The organism is Arthrobacter sp. Cza30, assembly GCF_059090765.1.
Genome location: NZ_JBNHGA010000014.1, coordinates 1 through 19409, shown reverse-complemented (window position 1 = coordinate 19409; position 19409 = coordinate 1). Strand labels below are relative to the sequence as shown.

General features: G+C 68.1%; 20 protein-coding genes, 3 tRNA genes and 1 pseudogene. 7 read left to right on the top strand and 17 right to left on the bottom strand.

Translation table 11 applies throughout. The annotated features are described in order from the left end of the window. Nucleotides 1-202: 202 nt before the first annotated feature. Together nadE and AC5RVZ_RS31005 are read left to right on the top strand one after the other, a co-directional pair. On the top strand, nucleotides 203-1027 hold the full coding sequence (gene nadE, locus AC5RVZ_RS31010) for an NAD(+) synthase (protein WP_494069440.1): 825 nt from the start codon (nucleotides 203-205) through the stop codon (nucleotides 1025-1027). A gap of 47 nt (nucleotides 1028-1074) precedes the next feature. Then, nucleotides 1075-1425, top strand: coding sequence for a DUF5655 domain-containing protein (locus AC5RVZ_RS31005; protein WP_494069439.1), 351 nt, complete (start codon nucleotides 1075-1077; stop codon nucleotides 1423-1425). Nucleotides 1426-1505: 80 nt separating this feature from the next. Here the strand turns inward: AC5RVZ_RS31005 and AC5RVZ_RS31000 are convergent, their stop codons facing one another. Then, nucleotides 1506-2108 carry a uracil-DNA glycosylase family protein gene (locus AC5RVZ_RS31000; RefSeq protein ID WP_494069438.1) on the bottom strand — a complete coding sequence of 201 codons (603 nt, stop codon included), beginning with the start codon at nucleotides 2106-2108 and terminating at the stop codon, nucleotides 1506-1508. 227 nt (nucleotides 2109-2335) lie between these two features. Between AC5RVZ_RS31000 and AC5RVZ_RS30995 the strand changes: the two genes are divergently transcribed. Together AC5RVZ_RS30995 and AC5RVZ_RS30990 are read left to right on the top strand one after the other, a co-directional pair. Beyond that, entirely contained in the window at nucleotides 2336-3139 is an 804-nt protein-coding gene (locus AC5RVZ_RS30995; protein WP_494069437.1) for an exodeoxyribonuclease III, read from the top strand. Nucleotide 3140: 1 nt separating this feature from the next. After that, nucleotides 3141-3965 carry a DUF8083 family protein gene (locus AC5RVZ_RS30990; protein ID WP_494069436.1) on the top strand — a complete coding sequence of 275 codons (825 nt, stop codon included), beginning with the start codon at nucleotides 3141-3143 and terminating at the stop codon, nucleotides 3963-3965. Between the two features lie 25 nt (nucleotides 3966-3990). Here AC5RVZ_RS30990 and AC5RVZ_RS30985 read toward each other — a convergent pair whose 3' ends face one another. The 4 genes from AC5RVZ_RS30985 to AC5RVZ_RS30970 all read right to left on the bottom strand — a co-directional run bounded on the left by AC5RVZ_RS30985 (nucleotide 3991) and on the right by AC5RVZ_RS30970 (nucleotide 8374). After that, nucleotides 3991-5001, bottom strand: a complete 1011-nt coding sequence (locus AC5RVZ_RS30985) for a LacI family DNA-binding transcriptional regulator (protein WP_494069435.1) — start codon at nucleotides 4999-5001, stop codon at nucleotides 3991-3993. 7 nt (nucleotides 5002-5008) lie between these two features. Further along, on the bottom strand, nucleotides 5009-5965 hold the full coding sequence (locus tag AC5RVZ_RS30980; RefSeq protein ID WP_494069434.1) for a carbohydrate ABC transporter permease: 957 nt from the start codon (nucleotides 5963-5965) through the stop codon (nucleotides 5009-5011). Next, nucleotides 5962-6927 carry a carbohydrate ABC transporter permease gene (locus AC5RVZ_RS30975; RefSeq protein WP_493977241.1) on the bottom strand — a complete coding sequence of 322 codons (966 nt, stop codon included), beginning with the start codon at nucleotides 6925-6927 and terminating at the stop codon, nucleotides 5962-5964. Before AC5RVZ_RS30975 ends, AC5RVZ_RS30980 begins: the two co-directional genes overlap by 4 nt. A 97-nt stretch (nucleotides 6928-7024) precedes the next feature. Beyond that, nucleotides 7025-8374, bottom strand: a complete 1350-nt coding sequence (locus tag AC5RVZ_RS30970; protein WP_494069433.1) for an ABC transporter substrate-binding protein — start codon at nucleotides 8372-8374, stop codon at nucleotides 7025-7027. Between the two features lie 242 nt (nucleotides 8375-8616). Here AC5RVZ_RS30970 and AC5RVZ_RS30965 point away from each other — a divergent pair, with 242 nt between their 5' ends. Beyond that, on the top strand, nucleotides 8617-10470 hold the full coding sequence (locus AC5RVZ_RS30965) for a glycoside hydrolase family 13 protein (RefSeq protein WP_494069432.1): 1854 nt from the start codon (nucleotides 8617-8619) through the stop codon (nucleotides 10468-10470). Here the strand turns inward: AC5RVZ_RS30965 and AC5RVZ_RS30960 are convergent. The 12 genes and pseudogenes from AC5RVZ_RS30960 to AC5RVZ_RS30905 all read right to left on the bottom strand — a co-directional run bounded on the left by AC5RVZ_RS30960 (nucleotide 10467) and on the right by AC5RVZ_RS30905 (nucleotide 16807). Then, nucleotides 10467-11078 carry a hypothetical protein gene (locus AC5RVZ_RS30960; RefSeq protein ID WP_494069431.1) on the bottom strand — a complete coding sequence of 204 codons (612 nt, stop codon included), beginning with the start codon at nucleotides 11076-11078 and terminating at the stop codon, nucleotides 10467-10469. The genes AC5RVZ_RS30965 and AC5RVZ_RS30960 overlap by 4 nt on opposite strands. After that, nucleotides 11075-11689 (bottom strand): hypothetical protein, encoded by a 615-nt coding sequence (locus AC5RVZ_RS30955; protein WP_494069430.1) that lies wholly within the window; start codon nucleotides 11687-11689, stop codon nucleotides 11075-11077. The genes AC5RVZ_RS30960 and AC5RVZ_RS30955 overlap by 4 nt, the downstream gene beginning before the upstream one ends. Further along, nucleotides 11686-12150, bottom strand: coding sequence for a hypothetical protein (locus AC5RVZ_RS30950; RefSeq protein WP_494069429.1), 465 nt, complete (start codon nucleotides 12148-12150; stop codon nucleotides 11686-11688). The genes AC5RVZ_RS30955 and AC5RVZ_RS30950 overlap by 4 nt, the downstream gene beginning before the upstream one ends. Next, a complete protein-coding gene (locus AC5RVZ_RS30945; protein WP_494069428.1) occupies nucleotides 12147-12338 on the bottom strand; it encodes a hypothetical protein in 192 nt (63 codons plus the stop codon). The genes AC5RVZ_RS30950 and AC5RVZ_RS30945 overlap by 4 nt, the downstream gene beginning before the upstream one ends. 31 nt (nucleotides 12339-12369) lie before the next feature. Continuing rightward, the gene (locus AC5RVZ_RS30940) at nucleotides 12370-12849 is read right to left on the bottom strand and encodes an Asp23/Gls24 family envelope stress response protein (protein ID WP_494069427.1); all 480 of its coding nucleotides are present in this window, start codon (nucleotides 12847-12849) and stop codon (nucleotides 12370-12372) included. Between the two features lie 107 nt (nucleotides 12850-12956). Next, entirely contained in the window at nucleotides 12957-13523 is a 567-nt protein-coding gene (locus tag AC5RVZ_RS30935; protein ID WP_494069426.1) for a hypothetical protein, read from the bottom strand. A gap of 185 nt (nucleotides 13524-13708) precedes the next feature. Further along, on the bottom strand, nucleotides 13709-14620 hold the full coding sequence (locus AC5RVZ_RS30930; protein WP_494069425.1) for a DUF1963 domain-containing protein: 912 nt from the start codon (nucleotides 14618-14620) through the stop codon (nucleotides 13709-13711). Nucleotides 14621-14830: 210 nt separating this feature from the next. Next, nucleotides 14831-15454: pseudogene (locus AC5RVZ_RS30925) on the bottom strand (alpha/beta fold hydrolase); the annotation flags it as partial. A 120-nt stretch (nucleotides 15455-15574) separates the two neighbouring features. Next, the gene (locus tag AC5RVZ_RS30920; protein WP_494069424.1) at nucleotides 15575-16345 is read right to left on the bottom strand and encodes an MBL fold metallo-hydrolase; all 771 of its coding nucleotides are present in this window, start codon (nucleotides 16343-16345) and stop codon (nucleotides 15575-15577) included. A 96-nt stretch (nucleotides 16346-16441) separates the two neighbouring features. Then, nucleotides 16442-16517 (bottom strand) — tRNA-Phe (locus tag AC5RVZ_RS30915). A gap of 58 nt (nucleotides 16518-16575) precedes the next feature. After that, nucleotides 16576-16649: transfer RNA gene (locus AC5RVZ_RS30910), tRNA-Asp, on the bottom strand. Between the two features lie 85 nt (nucleotides 16650-16734). Next, nucleotides 16735-16807: transfer RNA gene (locus AC5RVZ_RS30905), tRNA-Glu, on the bottom strand. A gap of 146 nt (nucleotides 16808-16953) precedes the next feature. Between AC5RVZ_RS30905 and AC5RVZ_RS30900 the strand changes: the two genes are divergently transcribed. Together AC5RVZ_RS30900 and AC5RVZ_RS30895 are read left to right on the top strand one after the other, a co-directional pair. Next, complete coding sequence (locus tag AC5RVZ_RS30900) at nucleotides 16954-17325, top strand: metallopeptidase family protein (protein WP_494001987.1); 372 nt, start codon at nucleotides 16954-16956, stop codon at nucleotides 17323-17325. A gap of 361 nt (nucleotides 17326-17686) precedes the next feature. Further along, a complete protein-coding gene (locus AC5RVZ_RS30895) occupies nucleotides 17687-19264 on the top strand; it encodes a C40 family peptidase (RefSeq protein WP_494069423.1) in 1578 nt (525 codons plus the stop codon). Nucleotides 19265-19409 lie beyond the last annotated feature (145 nt).

Sequence of the window (19409 nt, the reverse complement as noted above, 5' to 3'; positions counted from 1 at the left end):
GCTGGGCGGACACCTTCCGATTGCGCTAGCTGTCCATGTTCAGCCGGAATTGTCCATGTTTTGGAGGGACCCGCGGCACTGACCTGCGGAGATGCTGAACGGCCGCCCAGAACAAGGACAACCGGGGCCTCTGGCTGGAGCGGTGGGGACCTGCCCGCCGGGCTCCCTGCAACTGGCCCGGGTCCTTTAGTAGGCTGTGGCCATGCGCGAACTCCAGGCCACGATCATTGACGAACTGGGCGTCCAGCCCTCCATCGACCCGTCGCAGGAAGTCGCACGGCGCGTCGAATTCCTCAAGGACTACCTCAAGACCACCGGCAGCAGAGGTTTTGTGCTGGGCATCAGCGGCGGCGTCGACTCCAGCCTCGCCGGCAAGCTGGCCCAGCTGGCGGTCGACGAACTCGAGGCAGAAGGCGTCGAGGCCACCTTCGTCGCGGTGCGCCTGCCGTACGGCGTTCAGCACGATGAAGCCGACGCGCAGGCAGCCATGGATTTCATCCGGCCGAAAACGTCGTGGACGTTCAACATCAAGTCGGCCGTGGACGGCTTCGAGTCCGAATTCACGACGACGACCGGCGAAGAGATCACCGACTTCAACAAGGGCAACATCAAGGCGCGGGCACGGATGATGGCCCAGTACGCGCTGGCCGGCCAGCACAACTACCTGGTGCTGGGCACAGACCACGGCGCCGAGTCCGTCACCGGCTTCTTCACCAAGTTCGGCGACGGCGCCGCTGACGTGCTGCCCCTGTTCGGACTCAACAAGCGCCAAAACCGGCAACTGTTGGAGCACCTTGGTGCCAGCGACCAGGTGGCACACAAGGTGCCGACGGCAGACCTGTTGGACACCACGCCCGGCCGCACGGACGAGGACGAGCTGGGGATCAGCTACGACCACATCGACGACTACCTTGAGGGCCGCACCATCCCCGACGAGGTCGCCGAGAAGGTCGAGCAGCGTTACCTGATGACCCGGCACAAGCGGACCACGCCGGTGTCCATCCTCGACAAATGGTGGCAGGGCTAGGCCCCCTCCGGATGGGCGGGGCTGGCTGAGCGGGAAGGGGCCGGGCCGTGGAGCTGGATGAATTCCTCGCCGGCAGGAACCCGGAAGCGGTCGCGCTGTTCCACGCGTTTCGCGGGACCGTGCTGTCCCTCGGTCCCGTCCACGAACGGGTGCATCGGACGGAAGTCGCTTGGGCGGACAAACGGGTCTTCGCGGACGCGTTCACCATCTCCAACCGGCTGGAAGTTGCCGTCCATCTGCTGCGGCGGGTCGACCACCCGCAACTGCTGCAGGCCTTTCCGACCACCCGAAAGGTCATGACGCACCGGCTGTCCATCACCGCAGCGGACCAGCTGGACGAAACCCTCGAGGCGCTGCTGGCCGAAGCCTTTGACACCGTTGGCCCGGGCACCCGCTGACCGTTACCCGCTCATGCGAAGACGGCCGGTCTGCGGGCCCGTCTCCCGCTCAAGCAAAGCACGGCCGGCCGGCTGAAGCGTCAGCCGACCAGGCTCTTCGCCCGCATCACTGCCTTGCGGAACTCGTCCTGGTTCTTCCGGCTGATCATCGCCCTGCCACCGGGGCTGGGGGCCTTGATGACGGTCGGGCGGGTGAACGCACCCATGTGTTTCGCCCACTGGGTCTTGGTGAAGGTCCCGCACAGCACGACGGCCTGGAGCCGAGGCAGCAGCCCCAGGACTGACTTCAGGGCCTTGACGCCGGCTATTGTCTGGACCGGCGTCGGCTCGGCGCCGTTCAGGAAAAACGGCACTGTATTCCAGAGGAGAACCCCCTCGTGCAGCTCCGCTTCCTGGCGTTCGTTCCAGCACCGTTCGGCCGCCTGGTCGGGGTTGTCTACCGAGACGAATCCCGGCCCCTCTGCCGTGACCGTTTGGCTTCCCGGGCTATCGAGCAGAAAGAGCACCCGCGCCTCAACGCCCGCATCCGCCGGATCGAAATGCGGAACGGGCTCCGTGCGGGTCCGCGCGTAGGCGTCCCGCCATTCCTCAAGCTTCTGTACGGCCGGCTCGGATTGCAGCATGGCTTGCCGCCGCTGCCGTTCGAGTGGATCTGCTAAAGACTGCGGCTTATCAGCAAACATCTCTCCAACATACCCCCGATGCCTTGGGGCGGTGAGGGATACGACGGCGATCCAAGCCATTGGGCCGTGAGGGATTCGACGGCGAGCACAGCCGCCCGAGAGGCGAGCACAGCCTGCCGCCGCCCGAGGGTCCAGCCGCCCCGGGCGGCGGCTGCACTGCCCCGACAGCGGGCCCAGCCGCCCCGAGCGGCGAGCACAGCCTGCCGCCGTTGGGTAACGTAGCTGTTGTGAAGATTGCTACCTGGAATGTGAACTCGATCCGTGCCCGCGCCGACCGCGTTGAGTCCTGGCTGCAGCGCTCCGACGTGGATGTGCTGGCCATTCAGGAGACTAAGGCCAAGGATGAGAACTTCCCGTGGGACCTGTTCGAGAAGAACGGCTATGAGGTGGCGCACTTCGGCCTGAACCAGTGGAACGGCGTGGCCATCGCCTCCCGGGTGGGCTTGGATGACGTGGAACGGACGTTCGACGGGCAGCCGCACTTTGGCAAGACCGAGGACACCACCGCCGCCGAGGCCCGGGCCATCGGGGCGACCTGCGGCGGCGTGCGCGTGTGGAGCCTGTATGTCCCCAACGGCCGCACGGTCGACGATCCCCACATGCCCTACAAGTTGAACTGGCTCAAGGCCCTCAAGGAAGAGGCCGCCGGCTGGATCCAGGCCGACCCGACGCTCCCCGTCGCACTGATGGGCGACTGGAACATCGCTCCCACCGACGACGACGTCTGGGACATCGATTGGTTCCGGGCGCAGAACGCGACGCACGTGACCGAACCCGAGCGCGCCGCCTTCCGCGCGTTCGAAGAGGCCGGATTCGTCGACGTCGTCCGCCCGCACACGCCCGGGCCAGGCGTCTACACCTACTGGGACTACACGCAGCTGCGCTTCCCCAAAAAGGAAGGCATGCGCATCGACTTCATCCTGGGCTCCCCGGCGCTGGCCTCCCGGGTCACCGGGGCGATGATCGACCGCGAAGAGCGCAAGGGCAAGGGCGCCTCGGACCACGCGCCGGTCATCGCGGAGCTGCACTGAGATGAAGTTCCCGTACGTCTCCTACCTGCGGGTCTTCGAACCACTGGATGTGTTCGACGACGACCAGCAGCTGCTCATCATGAGCCAGCGCGGCCGCGGCAGGGACGTCACGGAGGACCTGGACCGCGGTGACTCGCTGCGCCGGATCACCCGCACCGTGTCGGACCCGTTTCCGCACTCCAGCGACGACCTGATCCGGGTCCTCCACTATCCGACGCCCGAGGGCATCACCACGCCGCGGTACTGCCCCAACCAGCTGGCCGTCCGCAGCACCTTGGCCGCCGAATCGCTCTCCAGCAGCCTGCGCGATCCGCTGCTGGGGCTGCTGGTGCCCGAAGCGGCGCGGGACGCCCAGCAGTCCCGGCTGGACCCGGACAACTTTGTGGACGCCTTGGCCAAGCTGCACACGCGCAGCTCCACCTGGGGCATCCCGTTCGGCTGGTTCGTGCTGTTCCGCGAGGACGACCACACCGAGAAGGTGGAAAGCGACCACACGCTGAGGACGGTCCGGCTGGCCGCCCCGGTCCCGCAGTGCATCGACCGGGCCCGTTACGCAGCCGCTTCGCTGGCCCTCGCCGCGCCGGGCCTGGACCTGCTGGAAGAACTGACCGAGCTGACCGAGTGGCTGGAAACCTTCACCGCGGACGGCATCGTGGAGCTCGATTACGGCCGCGTGGCAGAGCTGGTCTACCCGGACGAATCGCCCTCGGACGTGCACGCCGGGATCGAATCGCTGGCCGACGGCGACATGACCGGCGCCGCCGCCGCCTACCGCCGCCTCGCCGGCCGCTGGATCAAGATCCGCCAGCTGGCCCGCGCGTCCTGACCGCCGGCCCGGAGCCAACCGGCAATCACGACGACGGCGGGGCGGTCGAGGCCCGGACCACCAGCTCGTGGGGCTGGATCCGCGGCACGTCCAGCCGCGCCTTCCCCTGCAGTTCTGCCAGCAGCAGCCGGGCCGCGTAGCCTCCCTGTTGGTCCGGCCGCTGCCGGACGGTCGTCAGCCCCATCGGCTCGGCGAACTCGTGGTCGTCGATGCCCACCACGGAAACGTCCTCGGGGACCCGCAGCCCGCGCTCCTGCGCGGCCCTCAGGGCGCCGAAGGCCATCTCGTCCGCGGAGGCGAAGATCGCCGTCGGCCGCTCCCCGGGTGTGTCGAGAAGCCTGCCGGCGGCAGTCCTGCCGCCTGCGAACCGGAAGTCGCCCATGGCCAGCCATTCCGGCCGTACCCGCAGCCCGTGCCGGGCCATCGTGTCCCGGAAGGCCAGCTCGCGGCGGCGCGGCACGTCGAAGTCGATCCCGTAGGCGCCGCCGCCCTGCAGGTGCGCGATCCGCGTGTGCCCAAGCCCGATGAGATGCTCGACGGCCTCGGCGGCCGCGGCGGTGTCATCCACGCTCACGCTGCGCAGACCGTCCACCTGGCCGCCGACGATCACGTTCGGATACTCCAGCGCCTGCAGCGCCGCCAGTTCGTCCGCGGTCAGCTCCATGCACATCACCAACAGCGCGTCGATCCGCTTGCGCAGCATGGACCGGTGGAACACCCGTTCGCGGTTGGTGCCGGTGCCGCCCAGACTGAACACGATCAGGTCGTAGCCGGCCGCCCGCAACACGCGGTCCACGCCTTCCAGGGCGGACGCGAAGTACCACCGGTCGATCACCGGCAGCAGCACGCCCATGGCCCTCGTGCGGCCCGATGCCAGGTGGGCCGCCGACGACGACGGCACGTAGCCCAGCGAGTCGGCTGTCGCCAGCACGCGGTCGCGGGTGGCCGTGGAGACTCCGGACAAGCCGCGCAGGGCACGGGAAACCGTTGCGGTCGAGACGCCGGCGGCCCGCGCGACGTCGTCGATCCCGGTCACGGCGCGCTCACCCCTTAAGGCCACCAGCCAGCAGGCCGCGGACAAAGTAGCGCTGCAGGCCGAAGAACACCGCCAGCGGCACGATCATGGAAACGAACGCGCCGGCGGTCAACCGGTGCCACTCGTCGCCGCGGGTGCCCGTCAGCTCGGCCAGCCGCTGGGTGATCGGCGCGACGTCGGCGGTTCCCCCGGAGAACACCAGGGCCACCAGCAGGTCGTTCCAGACCCACAGGAACTGGAAAATGCCGAAGGAGGCGATCGCCGGCACGGACAGCGGCAGGATGATCCGCCAGAAGATGGTCGCGTGCCCGGCGCCGTCCACCCGCGCCGCCTCGATGACCTCCCCGGGGATCTCGGAGATGAAGTTGTGCAGCAGGAAGATGGCCAGCGGCAGCGCGAAGATGGTGTGCGCGATCCACAGCTGGGTGTAAGTTCCGGCCGGCAGCAGCTGGAACTCGCCGATCTTGAGGTTGATGAACAGCGAAAGCAGCGGGATCAGCGCCATCTGCAGCGGTACGATCTGCAGCGCGAACACCACAATGAACAGGGTGTCCTTGCCGCGGAACCTGCCCCAGGCGAAAACGTAGGCCGCCATCGAGGCGATCACCAGGGGGATCAGGGTGCCGGGGATGACGATCGCCAGCGAGTTGATGAAGTACTGCCCCAGGTTGGACGCGGACCCGCCCTTGGAGGCCAGCACGTCGGTGTAGTTCTCGGTGGTGAACTGCAGGTCGCCCAGGATGTTCCACCAGCCGTTGGCCTGGATGTTGTCTTCCGGGCGCAGCGAGGAAATGAACAGGCCGAAGGTCGGCACGGTCCAGATGACGGCGATGATGATGGCTGCCGCGGTGGCTCCGCGCGAGGTCAGGCGCTGCTTGACCCGCCGGGTGATCGGGATCTGCTGTTCGGTGGTGCTGGCCAGGACGGCGTCGGGAGCGGTGGGGATGGCAGGCGTAGCGCTCATCGGATTTCCCTCTGCTTCTTCAGCTGCCGGGCGTTGTAGACGACGATCGGCAGCACCATCAGGAACAGGATCAAGGCCAGCGCGGCGCCGCGTCCGGGTTCGTTGGCGCGGAACGCCTGGGTGTACATCTCGTTGGCCACCACCGAGGTCTCGAAGTTCCCGGCGGTCATGGTCCGCACGATGTCGAAGACCTTCAGCGTGCCGATGGTGATGGTGGTGACCACTACGATCAGGGCCCCTCGGATGGACGGGATGGTGATGGAGCGGAACTGCTGCCAGGCGCTGGCCCCGTCCAGCCGCGCCGCCTCCACGATTTCGGTGGGGATGCCCTTGATCGCCGCGGAGAGGATCACCATGGCGAAGCCGGTCTGGATCCAGACCATGACCGCGATCAGGAAGAACGTGTTCTCCGGCGCGTCGAGCAGGAACTGCTTGGGTTCGCCGCCAAACCACACCAGAACCTGATTCAGCAGGCCGATCTGTTCGCGTTCGCCGCCGCGGTACGTGTACATGAATTTCCAGATCACGCCCGCGCCCACCATGGAGATGGCCATCGGCATGAACACCAGCGCCTTCAGCGCCTTCTCGCCGCGCGCCCGGTCGATGAACACCGCGTAAGCCAGGCCGATGCCGGTCGACAGCAGCGGCACCAGGACCACCCACAGCAGCGTGTTCCGCAGCGTGACCAGCGCTTCGGGCTGGGTGAACATCCACACGAAGTTGTCCATGCCGTTCGGCGTTCCGGTGCGGTCCGTGAACGCCAGGTACGTGGTCTGGATGGCCGGCCACACCAATCCGATGCCCAGGAGTACGACGGCGGGGGCCAGGAATCCGATGATCGTCGCCTTGTCGCGGAACGACTTCGGGGCCCGGTCCACCAACAGCATGATCAGGGCGATGATCGCGGCGAAGACCGCCAGGGCGGCCGCCACCTGCACGAGTTTTTCGCCAACGTCCTCCATGGCACTTACCTCCTAGGTGCGTGGAAGGGACAGGCCGTGCCCGGCCGCACCGCCTGCATCGGGTCGCAGGCGGTGCGGCCGGGCTGCCGGCGGCTGCCTAGTCGGAGGGCCAGCTGGCCTCGATGGAGTCCACGACCTCTTGCGTCGACTTGCCGTTGATCCACTCCACGATGCCGCTCCAGAAGGAGTTGGCGCCGACCGCGCCCGGCATCAGGTCCGAACCGTCGAACCGGAAGGTGGTGTCCTCCGACTGCAGCAGTTCGATGGACTGGCGGTCCAGGTCGCTAGCGGCCAGCGCCGGGTCGAGGCCCTTGTTGGCGCTGATCGCGGCGCCCTGCTCCACCCGGTTGTTGGCGAACTCGGCCGAGGCCATGAACTGCAGGTAGGCCGAGACCTCTTCGCTTTCGGTGTAGGCGGCCACGAACTCGCCGCCGCCGGTGATCGCGCTGGCACCGGCCTCCTGGCCGGGAGTGATGAAGGCCCAGACGTCGCCGTCCTCGGCCACGTTGGTGCCTTCCGGCCAGTTGGCCGCCTGGAACGTGGCCTGGTGGTGCATGGCGCAGGTGCCGTCGATCACCGGGATGCCGCCGTCGTCCACCGAGGTGGAGATGATCGAGCGGACGTCGCCGATGCCGCCGTTGACGTAGTCCTCGTTCTTCAGGATGCCGCCGACGGCGTCGAAAGCCTCGGCCACCTGCGGATCGTTGAACGGGATCTCGTGGTTGACCCACTGGTCGTAGACATCCGGTCCGGCCTGGCGCAGCAGCGCGTCCTCGATCCAGTCGGTGCCCGGCCAGCCCGTGGCCTCGCCGGACTCGAACCCGGCGCACCACGGCTTCATGGTGCCCTCATCGGCGATGGTCTGGGTGAGTTCCATCATCTCGTCCCAGGTCTGCGGAACTTCCCAGCCCTTCTCCTGGAACGTGGCCGGAACGTACCACACGTAGCCCTTCACGCTGGCCAGCATGGGGGCGGCGTAGAAGGTGCCGTCCACGGTGCCGTAGGTCTTCCAGTCCTCGGACCAGTTTTCGTCGACCAAGTCGGACACTTCCTGCGGCGCAGGCTTCAGGTAGCCGGCCTGGGCCTGGGCGGCCAGCAGTCCGGGCTGCGGGAAGATCGCCACGTCCGGCGGATTGCCCGCTTGGGCGCGCACACCGATCTGCGTCTCGAACTCGTTGGACCCCTCGTACACCACGTCGATCCCGGTGCACTCCTCAAAGTCCACCCAGGAGTTCTCCAGCAGATCCTGCTCGGCATCGGTGATGGTCGAGTAGACGCTGACCTCGGCGCCGTCGAAGGTGCCGTAGGCCTCGTAGGCGGCGCAGTCTGCGGCAGGCGCCGGCGACTCCTCGGATTCTGTTCCTCCCCCGCAGGCGGACAGTGTCAGTGCCATGGCGCCGAGCGCGGCCACCGGCAGGACGGCCTTTCTGGAGCGTGCATAGTGCATGGTGTGACTCCTTTGTCCGGTGGCCCCGACAGAGCTGAACAGGTCAGCAAGAAGCCACCAAGTACCCATCTGATAACTCGTAACGTAAACGCTTACGGTGTGTGTCGCAAGGCACATTTTCGGGGCCGCAGCGTTCGATGCCGAATCGTGATCTGCGCCGCATCCTTGGCCTTCGCTGCCTGTTAGGCACCAAAGATCATTAGGCTGGAAGTGGTCCTGACCCCCCGAATCGAGGAGAGCCAATGACCGCAGCAAACGCTCCCTGGTGGCGCGACGCCGTCATCTACCAGATCTATCCGCGCTCCTTCGCCGACCACAACGGCGACGGAATGGGCGACCTGGCCGGAATCAGCGCCAAGATCCCCTACCTGAAGAACCTGGGGGTGGACGCCATCTGGCTTTCGCCCTTCTACGTCTCCCCGCAAAACGATGCCGGCTACGACGTGGCGGACTACCGCGACGTCGACCCGCTGTTCGGCAGCCTGGACGACTTTGACTCGTTGCTGGCGCGCGCCCACGAGCTGGGCCTGCGGGTGATTGTAGATCTGGTGCCGAACCACACGTCCGACCGGCACGAATGGTTCGTGAGCGCGCTGGCGTCCGAGGCCGGATCGCCCGAACGTGCCCGCTATGTTTTCCGGGACGGCAGGGGCCCGGACGGCAACGAGCCGCCCAACAACTGGCAGTCGGTGTTCGGCGGCGAGGCCTGGACCCGCATCACCGAACCCGACGGCACGCCCGGCCAGTGGTACCTGCACCTGTTCGACTCCACGCAGCCGGACCTGAACTGGGAGAACCCCGAGGTCCGGGCCGAAATGGTCTCCGTCCTGCGGTTCTGGCTGGACCGCGGCGTGGACGGGTTCCGGATCGACGTGGCCCATGGCCTGGTCAAGGCCGAGGGCCTGCCGGATTGGGCGGCCAAGACCTCCATGGTGGCCGGCAGCGAGCGGCTGCCGGGCGAAGATGCGCTGCCCGGCGGCGACGAAACGGCCGTCGGCCGGCCCGCGGGCGCCTCGCCCACCCCCGATGCGCGTGCGTCCGAGGAACAGGTGCTGGAACCCGCCGGGGCGGATGCCCGCGGAGCGGCGGCGCAGCCGGCAGGGGCCCGGGAGGAGGAGCGGATCCATCCGGAGACCCCGCCCTACTTCGACCAGGACGGCGTGCACGAGATCTACCGCGAGTGGCACAAGGTCCTGGCCGAGTACGACGGCGACCGCATGCTGGTCGCCGAGGCCTGGGTCGAGCCTGCCGAGCGGCTCTTCGCCTACGTCCGGCCCGACGAGATGCAGCAGGCGTTCAACTTCGACTTCCTGCTCGCGGGCTGGGATGCCCGGCGGATGGCCCGCAGCATCGAGGATTCGCTCGCCGCTGCAGCATCGGTGGGTGCGCCGAGCACCTGGGTGCTGTCCAATCACGACACGGTCCGCCACAGCACCCGGTACGGCCTGGCGGACCCCACCACGTTCCCCAAGGGCATTGGCCCGGACGACGAACAGCCCGACGAGGAACTCGGCCACGCCCGCGGCCGTGCCGCGGCGCTGGTGATGCTGGCGCTGCCCGGCTCCGCCTACGTTTACCAGGGCGATGAGCTGGGCCTTCCGGAGCACACCGCCCTGCCGGCCGAGGTGCGCCAGGACCCGGCGTTCTTCCGCACCGGCGGCGAAGAGCGGGGCCGCGACGGCTGCCGGGTGCCGATTCCCTGGCGCGCGGAGGCGCACGGCTACGGCTGGGGCTCCACCCAGCATGAACCGTGGCTGCCGCAGCCCGAGAGCTTTGCGCGCTATGCGGTGGATCAGCAGGTGGGAGTGGCCGCTTCCACCTACGAGCTGTATCGGGCGGCGCTGCGCCTGCGGGCGGAGCAGAAGCTGGGCCAAGGCAGCCTGGAATGGGCCGCCGGGCACGATCCGGCGGCGGGCATCCTGAGCTACCGCAACGGGACGCTGCAGGTGCTGGCGAACATGGGCAGTTCCGCCATCCGGCTGCCCGACGGCGCCTCCCTGGTGCTGGCGTCGCAGGAGGGCGCAGTCTCCGACGGGTTGCTGCAGCCCGACGGGGCCGTCTGGCTTACCCCTGCCGCCGACGGGCAGTCCGGCTAGCGGACGCGGTCGGCGCGGACCAGCCGCGAGCGCGCGCCGGCCACCAGGTGGATGACCACCGGGAAGCTGACTCCGACGGTCAGGTCCAGCGCCTCCACGAGGTCGGAGACTTCGTCCGCCACGGCCTGCGGGGATACGCCGAGGCGCGGAGCCACCCGAACGCGCAGGCCGCCGCCGCCCTCGTAGTCGTAGGCGGTGACCGTTGCCTGCAGGATGTTGTCGCGTTCCCGCAGCGCATCGCGCAACGCCTGCTCGGCCACGGCGGCACTGAGCCAGACGGCGCCGGGGTCGCCCGCGCCGTCGTAATCAGCGGCGATGGTGCCGGTGCGGCCCTTGCCCTGCTGAGCGGCCCACGCGATCATCAGCAGCACCGTCAGGAGCAGCACCAGCGCCACCACAATCCACAGCCAGCTGTCCCGCTGCCCGGCCAAGGTGGTGGCGTCCAGGACCGTCTGCAGGTTGGCGCCGGCCTGCTCCGTGGCGGCCTGCCACCGGCCGGCGAGCGCGGGAACCAGCGCCAGCGCCAGCGCGGTGCCGCCGGCCAGCATGAGCAGCAGCCCCAGAAGGGTGATCAGGATGCGGTTCAGTGTCCGGGGCGTCTGGTTCACTGTCCCACCACCCCCGAACTGGACACGAACACGCGGACCTGCGGAACCGGGCTGATCCGCGCCCTGCGGACCTCGTCTTCGACCGCGGCCTGGACGGCGTCGGCGTCCACCGGCTGGCCGGAGGTCGGCCGGAGCCGGACATCCACCAGCCCGCGCGAGACGACCACCAGCACCTGCTCGCGCGTCACCTGCGCCTCGATGCGCGCGCGTCGCGCCAGCGAGGCGGCGATGACCTCATCGTCCGCCACCACGACGCCGCGGCGGCCGGGAATGCGGTGCCGGTGCAGGTGTCCGGGGAGCACGCCCTGCAGGAAGAAGAGCAGACCGAGGAACAGGATCAGCGCTCCGGAGGCGCCCAGGACGGTCGGCGCGACGTTTCCCGGCAGCTGGTGGATCCAGCCCGCCATTTCTTCCGGCGAGGCCAGCCACGGGCGCTGCCCGATCGCCTTCAACGCCGCTTCGAGCAGCAGGTAGAGGCAGGCCAATCCGACGAGGACGGCGGCGATCACCGCGGCGATGGCGCGGGAGCTGCGCAGTTCCCGGCCGGCCAGGCGCTCGTCGCCCGGGCGCAGGTCAGCCGGCCCCCCGCCGGTTTTGACGTTGGTGCTCACCGAACCCGGCCTCCTTCCTGCACGCGGATGCCGGTGACCCTGATGTCCACCCGGCTCAACCTCGACCCGCTGATCCGGGAGATCCTCTCCAGGATGGCTCCCTTGGCGGCATGCGCCCGGTCCCAGACCGATCCGCCGAAGCCGTCCACCAGGTGCGGGTCCCGCACTACCCGGTTCAGCGAGGGAATGCCGAGGGGAAGGGCCAGGGACAGCGCGAGGGAACCGGCATCGTCCCGCCACGTCGCACGGACCAGGGCAGGTGCAATGCCCAGCACCTCCGCTGCAACCCCCTGCGCGGTGCTGGTCAACGCCTGCGTGCTGACCCGGGTATGTCCGGCATAGTGTTGCCCCGGCGGGTCGGTCGGGAGCGACGCCGGGGGCGGTCCGTCCGGCTGCCCGGCCGGCGGCGGTCCTTCCGGGCGGGGAGGCAATTCGTCCGCGCCCACAACGGGTTCCGTCATGAAGACGAGCGGCGTCCGGTCAGCGCATCGCGGATGCTGCGCCAGTCAAGCTTGCCCTCCGCGGCGCGGCCCAGCAACGCCCCCACCACCAGGAAGACCGCCATCAGCAGGAAGCCCCAGAAGTTAAACACCAGCGCGGCCCACGCCAGCACCGCGCCGACGCCCATGCCGACTACCGTGTAGCTCATCCTTGTTCCTCTCGCCGTCCCGAACATCCGGTTACTGGGCCGCCTGCCGCACCGGCTTCTCCGCCGGAGCCTTGGCGTCCAGGCCGGGCACGTGGACGTCATTGATCTCCACGTTCACCTCAATCACGTCCAGCCCCACCAATTGCCCGACGGCGGTGTACACCGCCGCGCGCACGGCGCCCGCCAACTCCTGCAGCGGCTTGCCGTAAACGGCCACGAGGCTGATGTCCACGGCAACCTGCGTCTGGCCGACCTCCACGTGTACGCCCTGGCCGGCGTCGCTGCCGCCCACGACATCCCGCAGCGCACTCAGCGCCCGTGCCGTGCCGCTGCCCAGCGCGTAGACCCCGGGGACGGAGCGGGCGGCGACGGCCGCGACCTTTGCCACGGCGGCTTCGGAAATGGTGGTGCGTCCGGGGGCGTCCGGGATGCCGAGGCCTGCAGCCTGATGCGGGTCAACCGCTGCCGGCGCCGATGCCGGCGCGTCCGGGACGCCGACAGGTGCGGTCACCGGGTGTGCCCCGGGTGATTCTCCCGCGGACGGGGCAGCCGGCCGATCCTCGTTGTGCATCTGTTCTCCCCTGACGCTGTGATGACTCTCAGGGCAAGCCTAACGCCTCATTCCCCGCAGTGTTCGGACAGCCAGTCCTTCACCGGTTGCAGGGCCCGGGCAAACCCGGCGGCGTCGAAGCGGCCGGTTGCGGACGCGTGATCCAGCTGGGCCTCCACCCTGTCCAGGTGGTCCCCCAGCCGGGGCGGAACGTCGCGGCTGAATTCGTCCAGCTCATCCTGCAGCGCCTCCAGGTCGGAGTCCTCCACGCCAGTCATGAAGCCGAGCGGGACCAGCAGCAGTGAAGCGACGTTTGCGGCCACGGCGGCGCACGCGTGGTCCCGGCTTTTGTAGATGCCCCAGCGGGCGTCGCCTCCGCCGGCTCCCCCGCCTCCCTCGGCGGGACCGGCCGCGTCCGACGGCGGCGCCTGGCCGGGCGGCGCCGTGGGCGTTTGATCAGGGGCGGGGGCAGGTGCTGGGGGTGTTTCCGCGGGGGCCGTCGCTTCGGTGTCGTCCGAAGCGACGGGGGCGGGCGCCGTCGTCGCTGATTCCGACGTTCGGCCCGCGTCGCTGCAGGACGTCAGCAGAACGGCGGTGGCCAGGCCGACGGCCGTCGCCTTCAAAAGGGCCTGCACGATGCTCCTCGCTCCAATCGTCCCCCTGGTCCGGTGCCTCATCAGGTGCAGGCGGCACGGGAAATCCCTTCCATGGTAGGCCAGTGACCCTGAGTGGAAACTGGGAGCCCGCAGCGGCGGCCGCGGGCGGATCCGATCGGCGCAGGCCCGTGCCTCGGCGGCAGGAGCACCCGGGCGCCCGCTGGTCAGTCAGTCCGGATCAGGCACCATGCCCGGTTGAAGTCACGGTTTCGCAGATCCGATCCACGCATCCACACTTCGAGATTTCCGGCGTCCCCGAACCATCCTTCCAGCGCGGTCCAGGATTCCAGATCCAACAGAAGGCGGTATTCGTCACCGGGTTCCAAAGGCAAAACTGCGGGCAGGATCTCTTCCACCGCAGTGATGTGACCCCGATGACTGTGGCCGTAGATGTGGCTGAACGGAATCGGGATCCCCTTGGCCGACCCGGTCCGCTGGGCCAGCCAGCCCCGCTGCAGGGCAATCTCCAGGGCCTCGATTTTGTCGAATTGGGGCTCGGGTGCCGAGGCAGAGTCGGAAGCGGCCGGCAGCGTAAACCCGGGTAGGGGCATCACGACCTGGCACACTTCGGAAGGAGGATCGAAGTCCAAAGGGGCATCGATAAGACCAGTGCGGTCAGGGTCTTCGACCCACCGCACCAACCATGCTCCGGATTGTCCCTCTTCGGACCCGTAGCCGAAGGACTCAAGGTCATGGAAAACCTCGAGAACGCCCTCCTTCGGCAGACCCTCACGGAGGCCGGACACTGGCCAAGCGGCCTTGCCTTCAGCGTCCACTGCTGCATCGACGTCGGCGAGGTGAACGGCCGCCACATGAGCCAACGGCCTGCCGTCGGCCCGCCGGGGCCATTCGGGCAGTGGGGCAACGGCGGGTCCCCCGAGCCAACTAATCCATGCCCCCTCAGGCCAGACCTCGCGCAACTCGGCGTCGCCCGGTTCGAATGACTGCTCACTGAACACCGGTGAATATGCGGCCTCGGCAAGTAGGTCTGCAGCGCCGGCCGCCTTGAGCCACTTCTCCACCTGGCCGTAGGGTCCGTGAATTGGTGATGTGGGGATCTTTGTCTTCGCGGCCATGGGACCCGGTTCCTTCCGTCGTGCGTGGGGGTGGGGGTTGGAGCAGACGCGTTAGGAGCTTCTGCCCCACTATGCATCTGTTTCCACTTCAACTGCCGGTATTGGTGAGCGGTCGGATCGAGACGGCCCCGCTTCAGTCGGGGTGGTTAGACGGGCAGCAGCGTCCGGGGCAGCACCGTGGGGTCTGCCAGCCACTCCTCCGGGGTCCGGTTAAAGGTTTGCGGACGGTTCATCGGCCATTCGTGCGGCGACTTCGGAGCCAACCCGGCACGGGCGTTCGGCAACAGCCCGGCCAGGACTGCCGCCGATTCCCGGGCAGGTTGCCTTGTCGGTACCCGCGACGTCGGTGCCCCCGAAGATCTCCGAGATGATCGCGCGGTAGTGCCGGGGATCCAGCGGCCGGTTCTCGGCCAGGTGCGCGGCGATTTGTTCGGGTTCGAGCCGCAGGTACTTGGCGGACGCCCGCCACAGGACGGGATTCCGGGTCAGGCCGGCCAGGGCCAGTTGGGCCTTCAGCATCCACCGCGGCACCGGGAGCACCAGCACCCCGGTCAGGAGCGCGCTCTGCACCAGTTCCGGGCGTTGAGCCAACAGTCGAAGTCCCACGTCGCCGCCCATCGAAAGACCTACCACGTGGACCGGCTTGTCGGTGGTCGACTCGATGAGTTCGGCGACCAGTTCGGCGGTAGCATCCAGGCTCCGCCAGTCGATTCCATGGCTGGCTCCATGGCCGGGCAGGTCCGCGGCAAGGCAACGGTACGCGCCGGAGAAGTGCTGCGTTTGCTGGTGCCAGGTGATGCCCGGCCATCCCGCCCCGTGCAGGAAGAGGATAGGTTTCCGCGGATTCGGGCCCCGAGGACACGAAGGAAAGAGTAGGCACGCCCTTACTGTATCGACACTGTACCGACGCCGGCCGGTGCCGCTGGCCGACGGGCGGCCCGCCGGAGCGTGGACTTACAGGGCCAGTTTCCGCCCGGGTGTGGGGATGCGGAGCCGGTCTTCTAGGCCGTTGGCGGAGAACCGGACACGGAGTTCTTCGTGGCCTTCGCTGAAGTGCTGCCACCCCTCGGCGTGGACCGGCACGACGGTGGTCGCGTCCAGGGTGCGCGCCGCCTCGACCGCGGCGTCGGCGGTGAGTGTTAGCGGGGCGTTGTCGAAGGCTCCCACGCGGGCGGCACCGGCGAAAAGCACCGCCGTGGCGATCGGCGCGAAACGTGCCGCGACGGCGTCGACCACGTCCAGCGAGGCGTTGTCGCCGCTGATGTAAACAGTCGGGAGGTCGAATCCTGTCAGGACGAATCCGGTCACGGTGCCGGTCACCGGTTCGCATCCTTCGGGTCCGTGCCGGGCCGGGACGGCTGTGACCGTGACAGTGGTCCGATCGGCGGCCTCGAGAACTGTCCGCTCCCACGGGGCCATCCCGGTAACCGTCGTGAGGCGGTCTGCTGCCTCCAGGGTGCCGAGGACCTTGGCCTCGCCGGATTCCACGAGGCGCCGGCCGGACGTATCCAGGTTGTCCGCATGCTGGTCATGCGAGAGGAGGATGGCGTCCACCACCGGCAGGTCCGCGACTTGAACGGCAGGCCCGGAGGTTTTCACCAGCGTACCGGCTGTTGTCGGGTACTCGCCGGGTTCATCAAAGGTGGGGTCGGTCAGGAACATCCAGCCGCCGAACTCCAGCAAGGCTGTCGGACCGCCAATGTGGGTGATTGCGGTTTCGTTCATGCACCCATGGTGCCCGACGAATCCGGAGGTGGACAGAGCGGGCGGACACGACGAAGCCCCGCATCCTGAACAAGGACTGCGGGGCTTCGCTTTTGCTGGTGGCTCCGACCGGCGTCGATCCGGTGACCTTTCGATTTTCAGTCGAACGCTCTACCAACTGAGCTACAGAGCCTTGGCAACATCTTGCGATGATCACCGATGGCGTTCCGAAATCGCTCCGGAAACCAAAGCGACCCTGACGGGACTTGAACCCGCGACCTCCGCCGTGACAGGGCGGCGCGCTAACCAACTGCGCTACAGGGCCTTGCATTTTTTACGAGACTCAATCCTACCAGCCTTTCGAAGCGGTTCTGACCACTCCAGCGGGCTGCCATTCATGACGTCTCGCGTACCCCCAACGGGATTCGAACCCGTGCCGCCGCCGTGAAAGGGCGGTGTCCTAGGCCGCTAGACGATGGGGGCCAGGACCACTTGGGATTCATTTCCCCGCTGTGGACCTATAAAACTATAGGGCCTGTCCTGGGAAAAACCAAAACCGGCCGCCGAGGCCTGCCGCGGCCACCACCCGGGCGCTTTGGAGGCCGCCGCCCGCGGGTAAAGTCGGCTGCATGCCGATGGAGATGTCCCTGCCGGAATTCGAGGACGCGGTAAACGACGCGATCGACCAGATCCCGGAAGACATCATGCGCGAGATGACCAACGTGGGCATCTTCGTGGAAGAGGAATACACCCCGCAACCCTGGGAAGACCCCGAGACGGAACTGCTGGGCGTCTACGAAGGCACGCCGCTCACCGAGAGGGACCACTGGTGGGCCGCCGGGTCCATGCCGGACCGCATCGTCGTCTTCCGCGGCCCGCTTCAGCGGATGTGCTCCTCCCGCGAAGAATTGGTCCACGAGGTCCTGGTAACCGTGATCCACGAGGTCGCCCACCACTTCGGCATCGACGACGCCCGCCTGCACGAACTGGGCTGGGGCTGACCGCCGCCTCACCCGCTGGGGGCACAGTTTGGCCGTCGAATAAGCAGGCCCGTTGGCCGCGGCCGGCACAGCGGGCCCACTCCGGCACGCCTCCCATCCGGCGTTCCAATTTCCCTGAAATTCCCTAGTGACACGCCGCTTCCTCGCCAATGCTGTTCAAATGACACTGGTGTTGTTTATGTTATTAGTGGGACAAATGTTGCAACTGTGACTGATGTTGCATATCCTCAACGTGCTGTGTGAATGCAGTTCGGTCTAGTTGGGGTGCCACCCGTTCGCACATTTGACCGTTCCGGCCCCAAGGCCGGCCGTCCCGAAAGGGCGCGTGCATTTGCTGCGCTCCTAGTAAGGACCCGTTTGGATGAGGCTGCTTCCCTCGGGGCGTCCTGCCCCGCATCGATCGACGACGACGAGGCGCGCCGTCGCGCTCTTCTCGGCTACCGCCTTGTTGATCTGCGTTCCGGCCTTGGCGCCGGCCGTCGCCGCACCGGCGGGAGAGTTGCCGCAGGTGACATCGCAGCGGATCATCCTGCCGGCGGCGCCCGCGCTGCCTTCCGGCGAGGAGATCGACGACGCCAAGGGCGATGCAGCGGCAACCCAGGCCCTGGTGGACCGGATCGAGGAGCAGCTCAAGGCGGCTTCGGGAAACCTTACGAACGCGCAGTTCGATTCAATGCGTTCCCAGAACGCCTACAGCGAGTCGCTGCTGAGGCAGCAGGAGCGGACCACCGAACTCGCTGATGCCAAGGCCAAGGCGTCGCAGGCAGCGCAGTACTTCGATTCAGTCAAGAACCAAGTGGGGCAGCTGGCCGGTGAACTCTACCGGAACGGCGGCGTCAACCCCGGCCTCAGCTCGCTGCTGGACAGCAAGGACGCCGGCGACGTGCTGTACAAGGCCTCCACGCTCGATGCGCTGACGGCGAACCGCTCCCAGACCCTGAGCGAATCCCAGCAGGCCGCCCAGCTGTGGGCAGCCTGGGAGCTCTATGTCACCCAGGCCGAAGAGGCCGCCCGGGACGCGGCAGTAGCCGCGGAGGCCGCGGAGTCGGACGCGAAGGCCGCCAGCGCCTCGCAGGAGCAGCTGGTGGTCCGTTACGAGGAACAGCGGCAGTCGCTCCTGGAACATCTGGCCGAATTGCGCGGAACCAGCACCGGTGAAGAGGACGCACGCATCACCGCGCTGGAGCGCGCCGAGCAGGAACGACAGCTCCAGGCCCTGGTCGAGCAGTCGGCACAGGAAGCCGCCGCCGCCCAGCGGCCCGCCGGCGGCAGTTCAAACCCTCAGGGCTCCACCGTTGCAGCGGCCAGTGAAGACATCACACCGGCCCGGCCGGCCGCGCCGCCGGCAACCTCCGGGCCGGCATCCCCGTCGACCCCGCCGGCAACCTCCCGGCCGGCTCCGTCCACCCCGCCTCCTGCGTCACGGCCCTCGACGCCTGCGCCGTCCCGGCCCTCGGCGCCCGCCCCGGCCCCGCCTCCGCCGCCGGCCCCTCAACCGGCCCCGAAGCCCAAGCCGAATCCGGCACCGCCGGCACCGGCTCCGGCTCCCGGCAGCAACGCGAGCATCGCCAACGCTGCGATCAACTATGCGATGGCGCGGCAGGCCGACCCGAAAGCAAAGTATGTCTGGGGCGGCAACGGTCCGGTCGGGTTCGATTGCTCTGGCCTGACGCAGCAGGCGTTCGCCAATGCAGGACGCAGCCTCCCCCGCGTTGCCCAGGCCCAGTTCGACTACGCGCCGCACAAGGTGCCGCTTTCCCAGCTTCAGCCCGGAGACCTGGTCTTCTGGGGCGAGCCAAACGCCCTCTGGCACGTTGGCATTTACATCGGCAACTGGCAGGTAGTCCACGCACTGAACCCGGACGTCGGCTTGACCGTCACTAATATCAGCCACATGTACGGCAAGCTGCACACATTCGGTGCCCGCTGGGCCGTCTAGCCTGCACTGCTTAAAAGGGGCGGGGCCCGCACCCTTTTGGGGTTCGGGCCCCCCCCGATTGAACCCGCCGTTTATTGGGCGGCCGGCCGGGGGGGCACGTTGGGGGGGGGGACACACCCAGGGGCAACTTTTTCGGGCCCCCCCA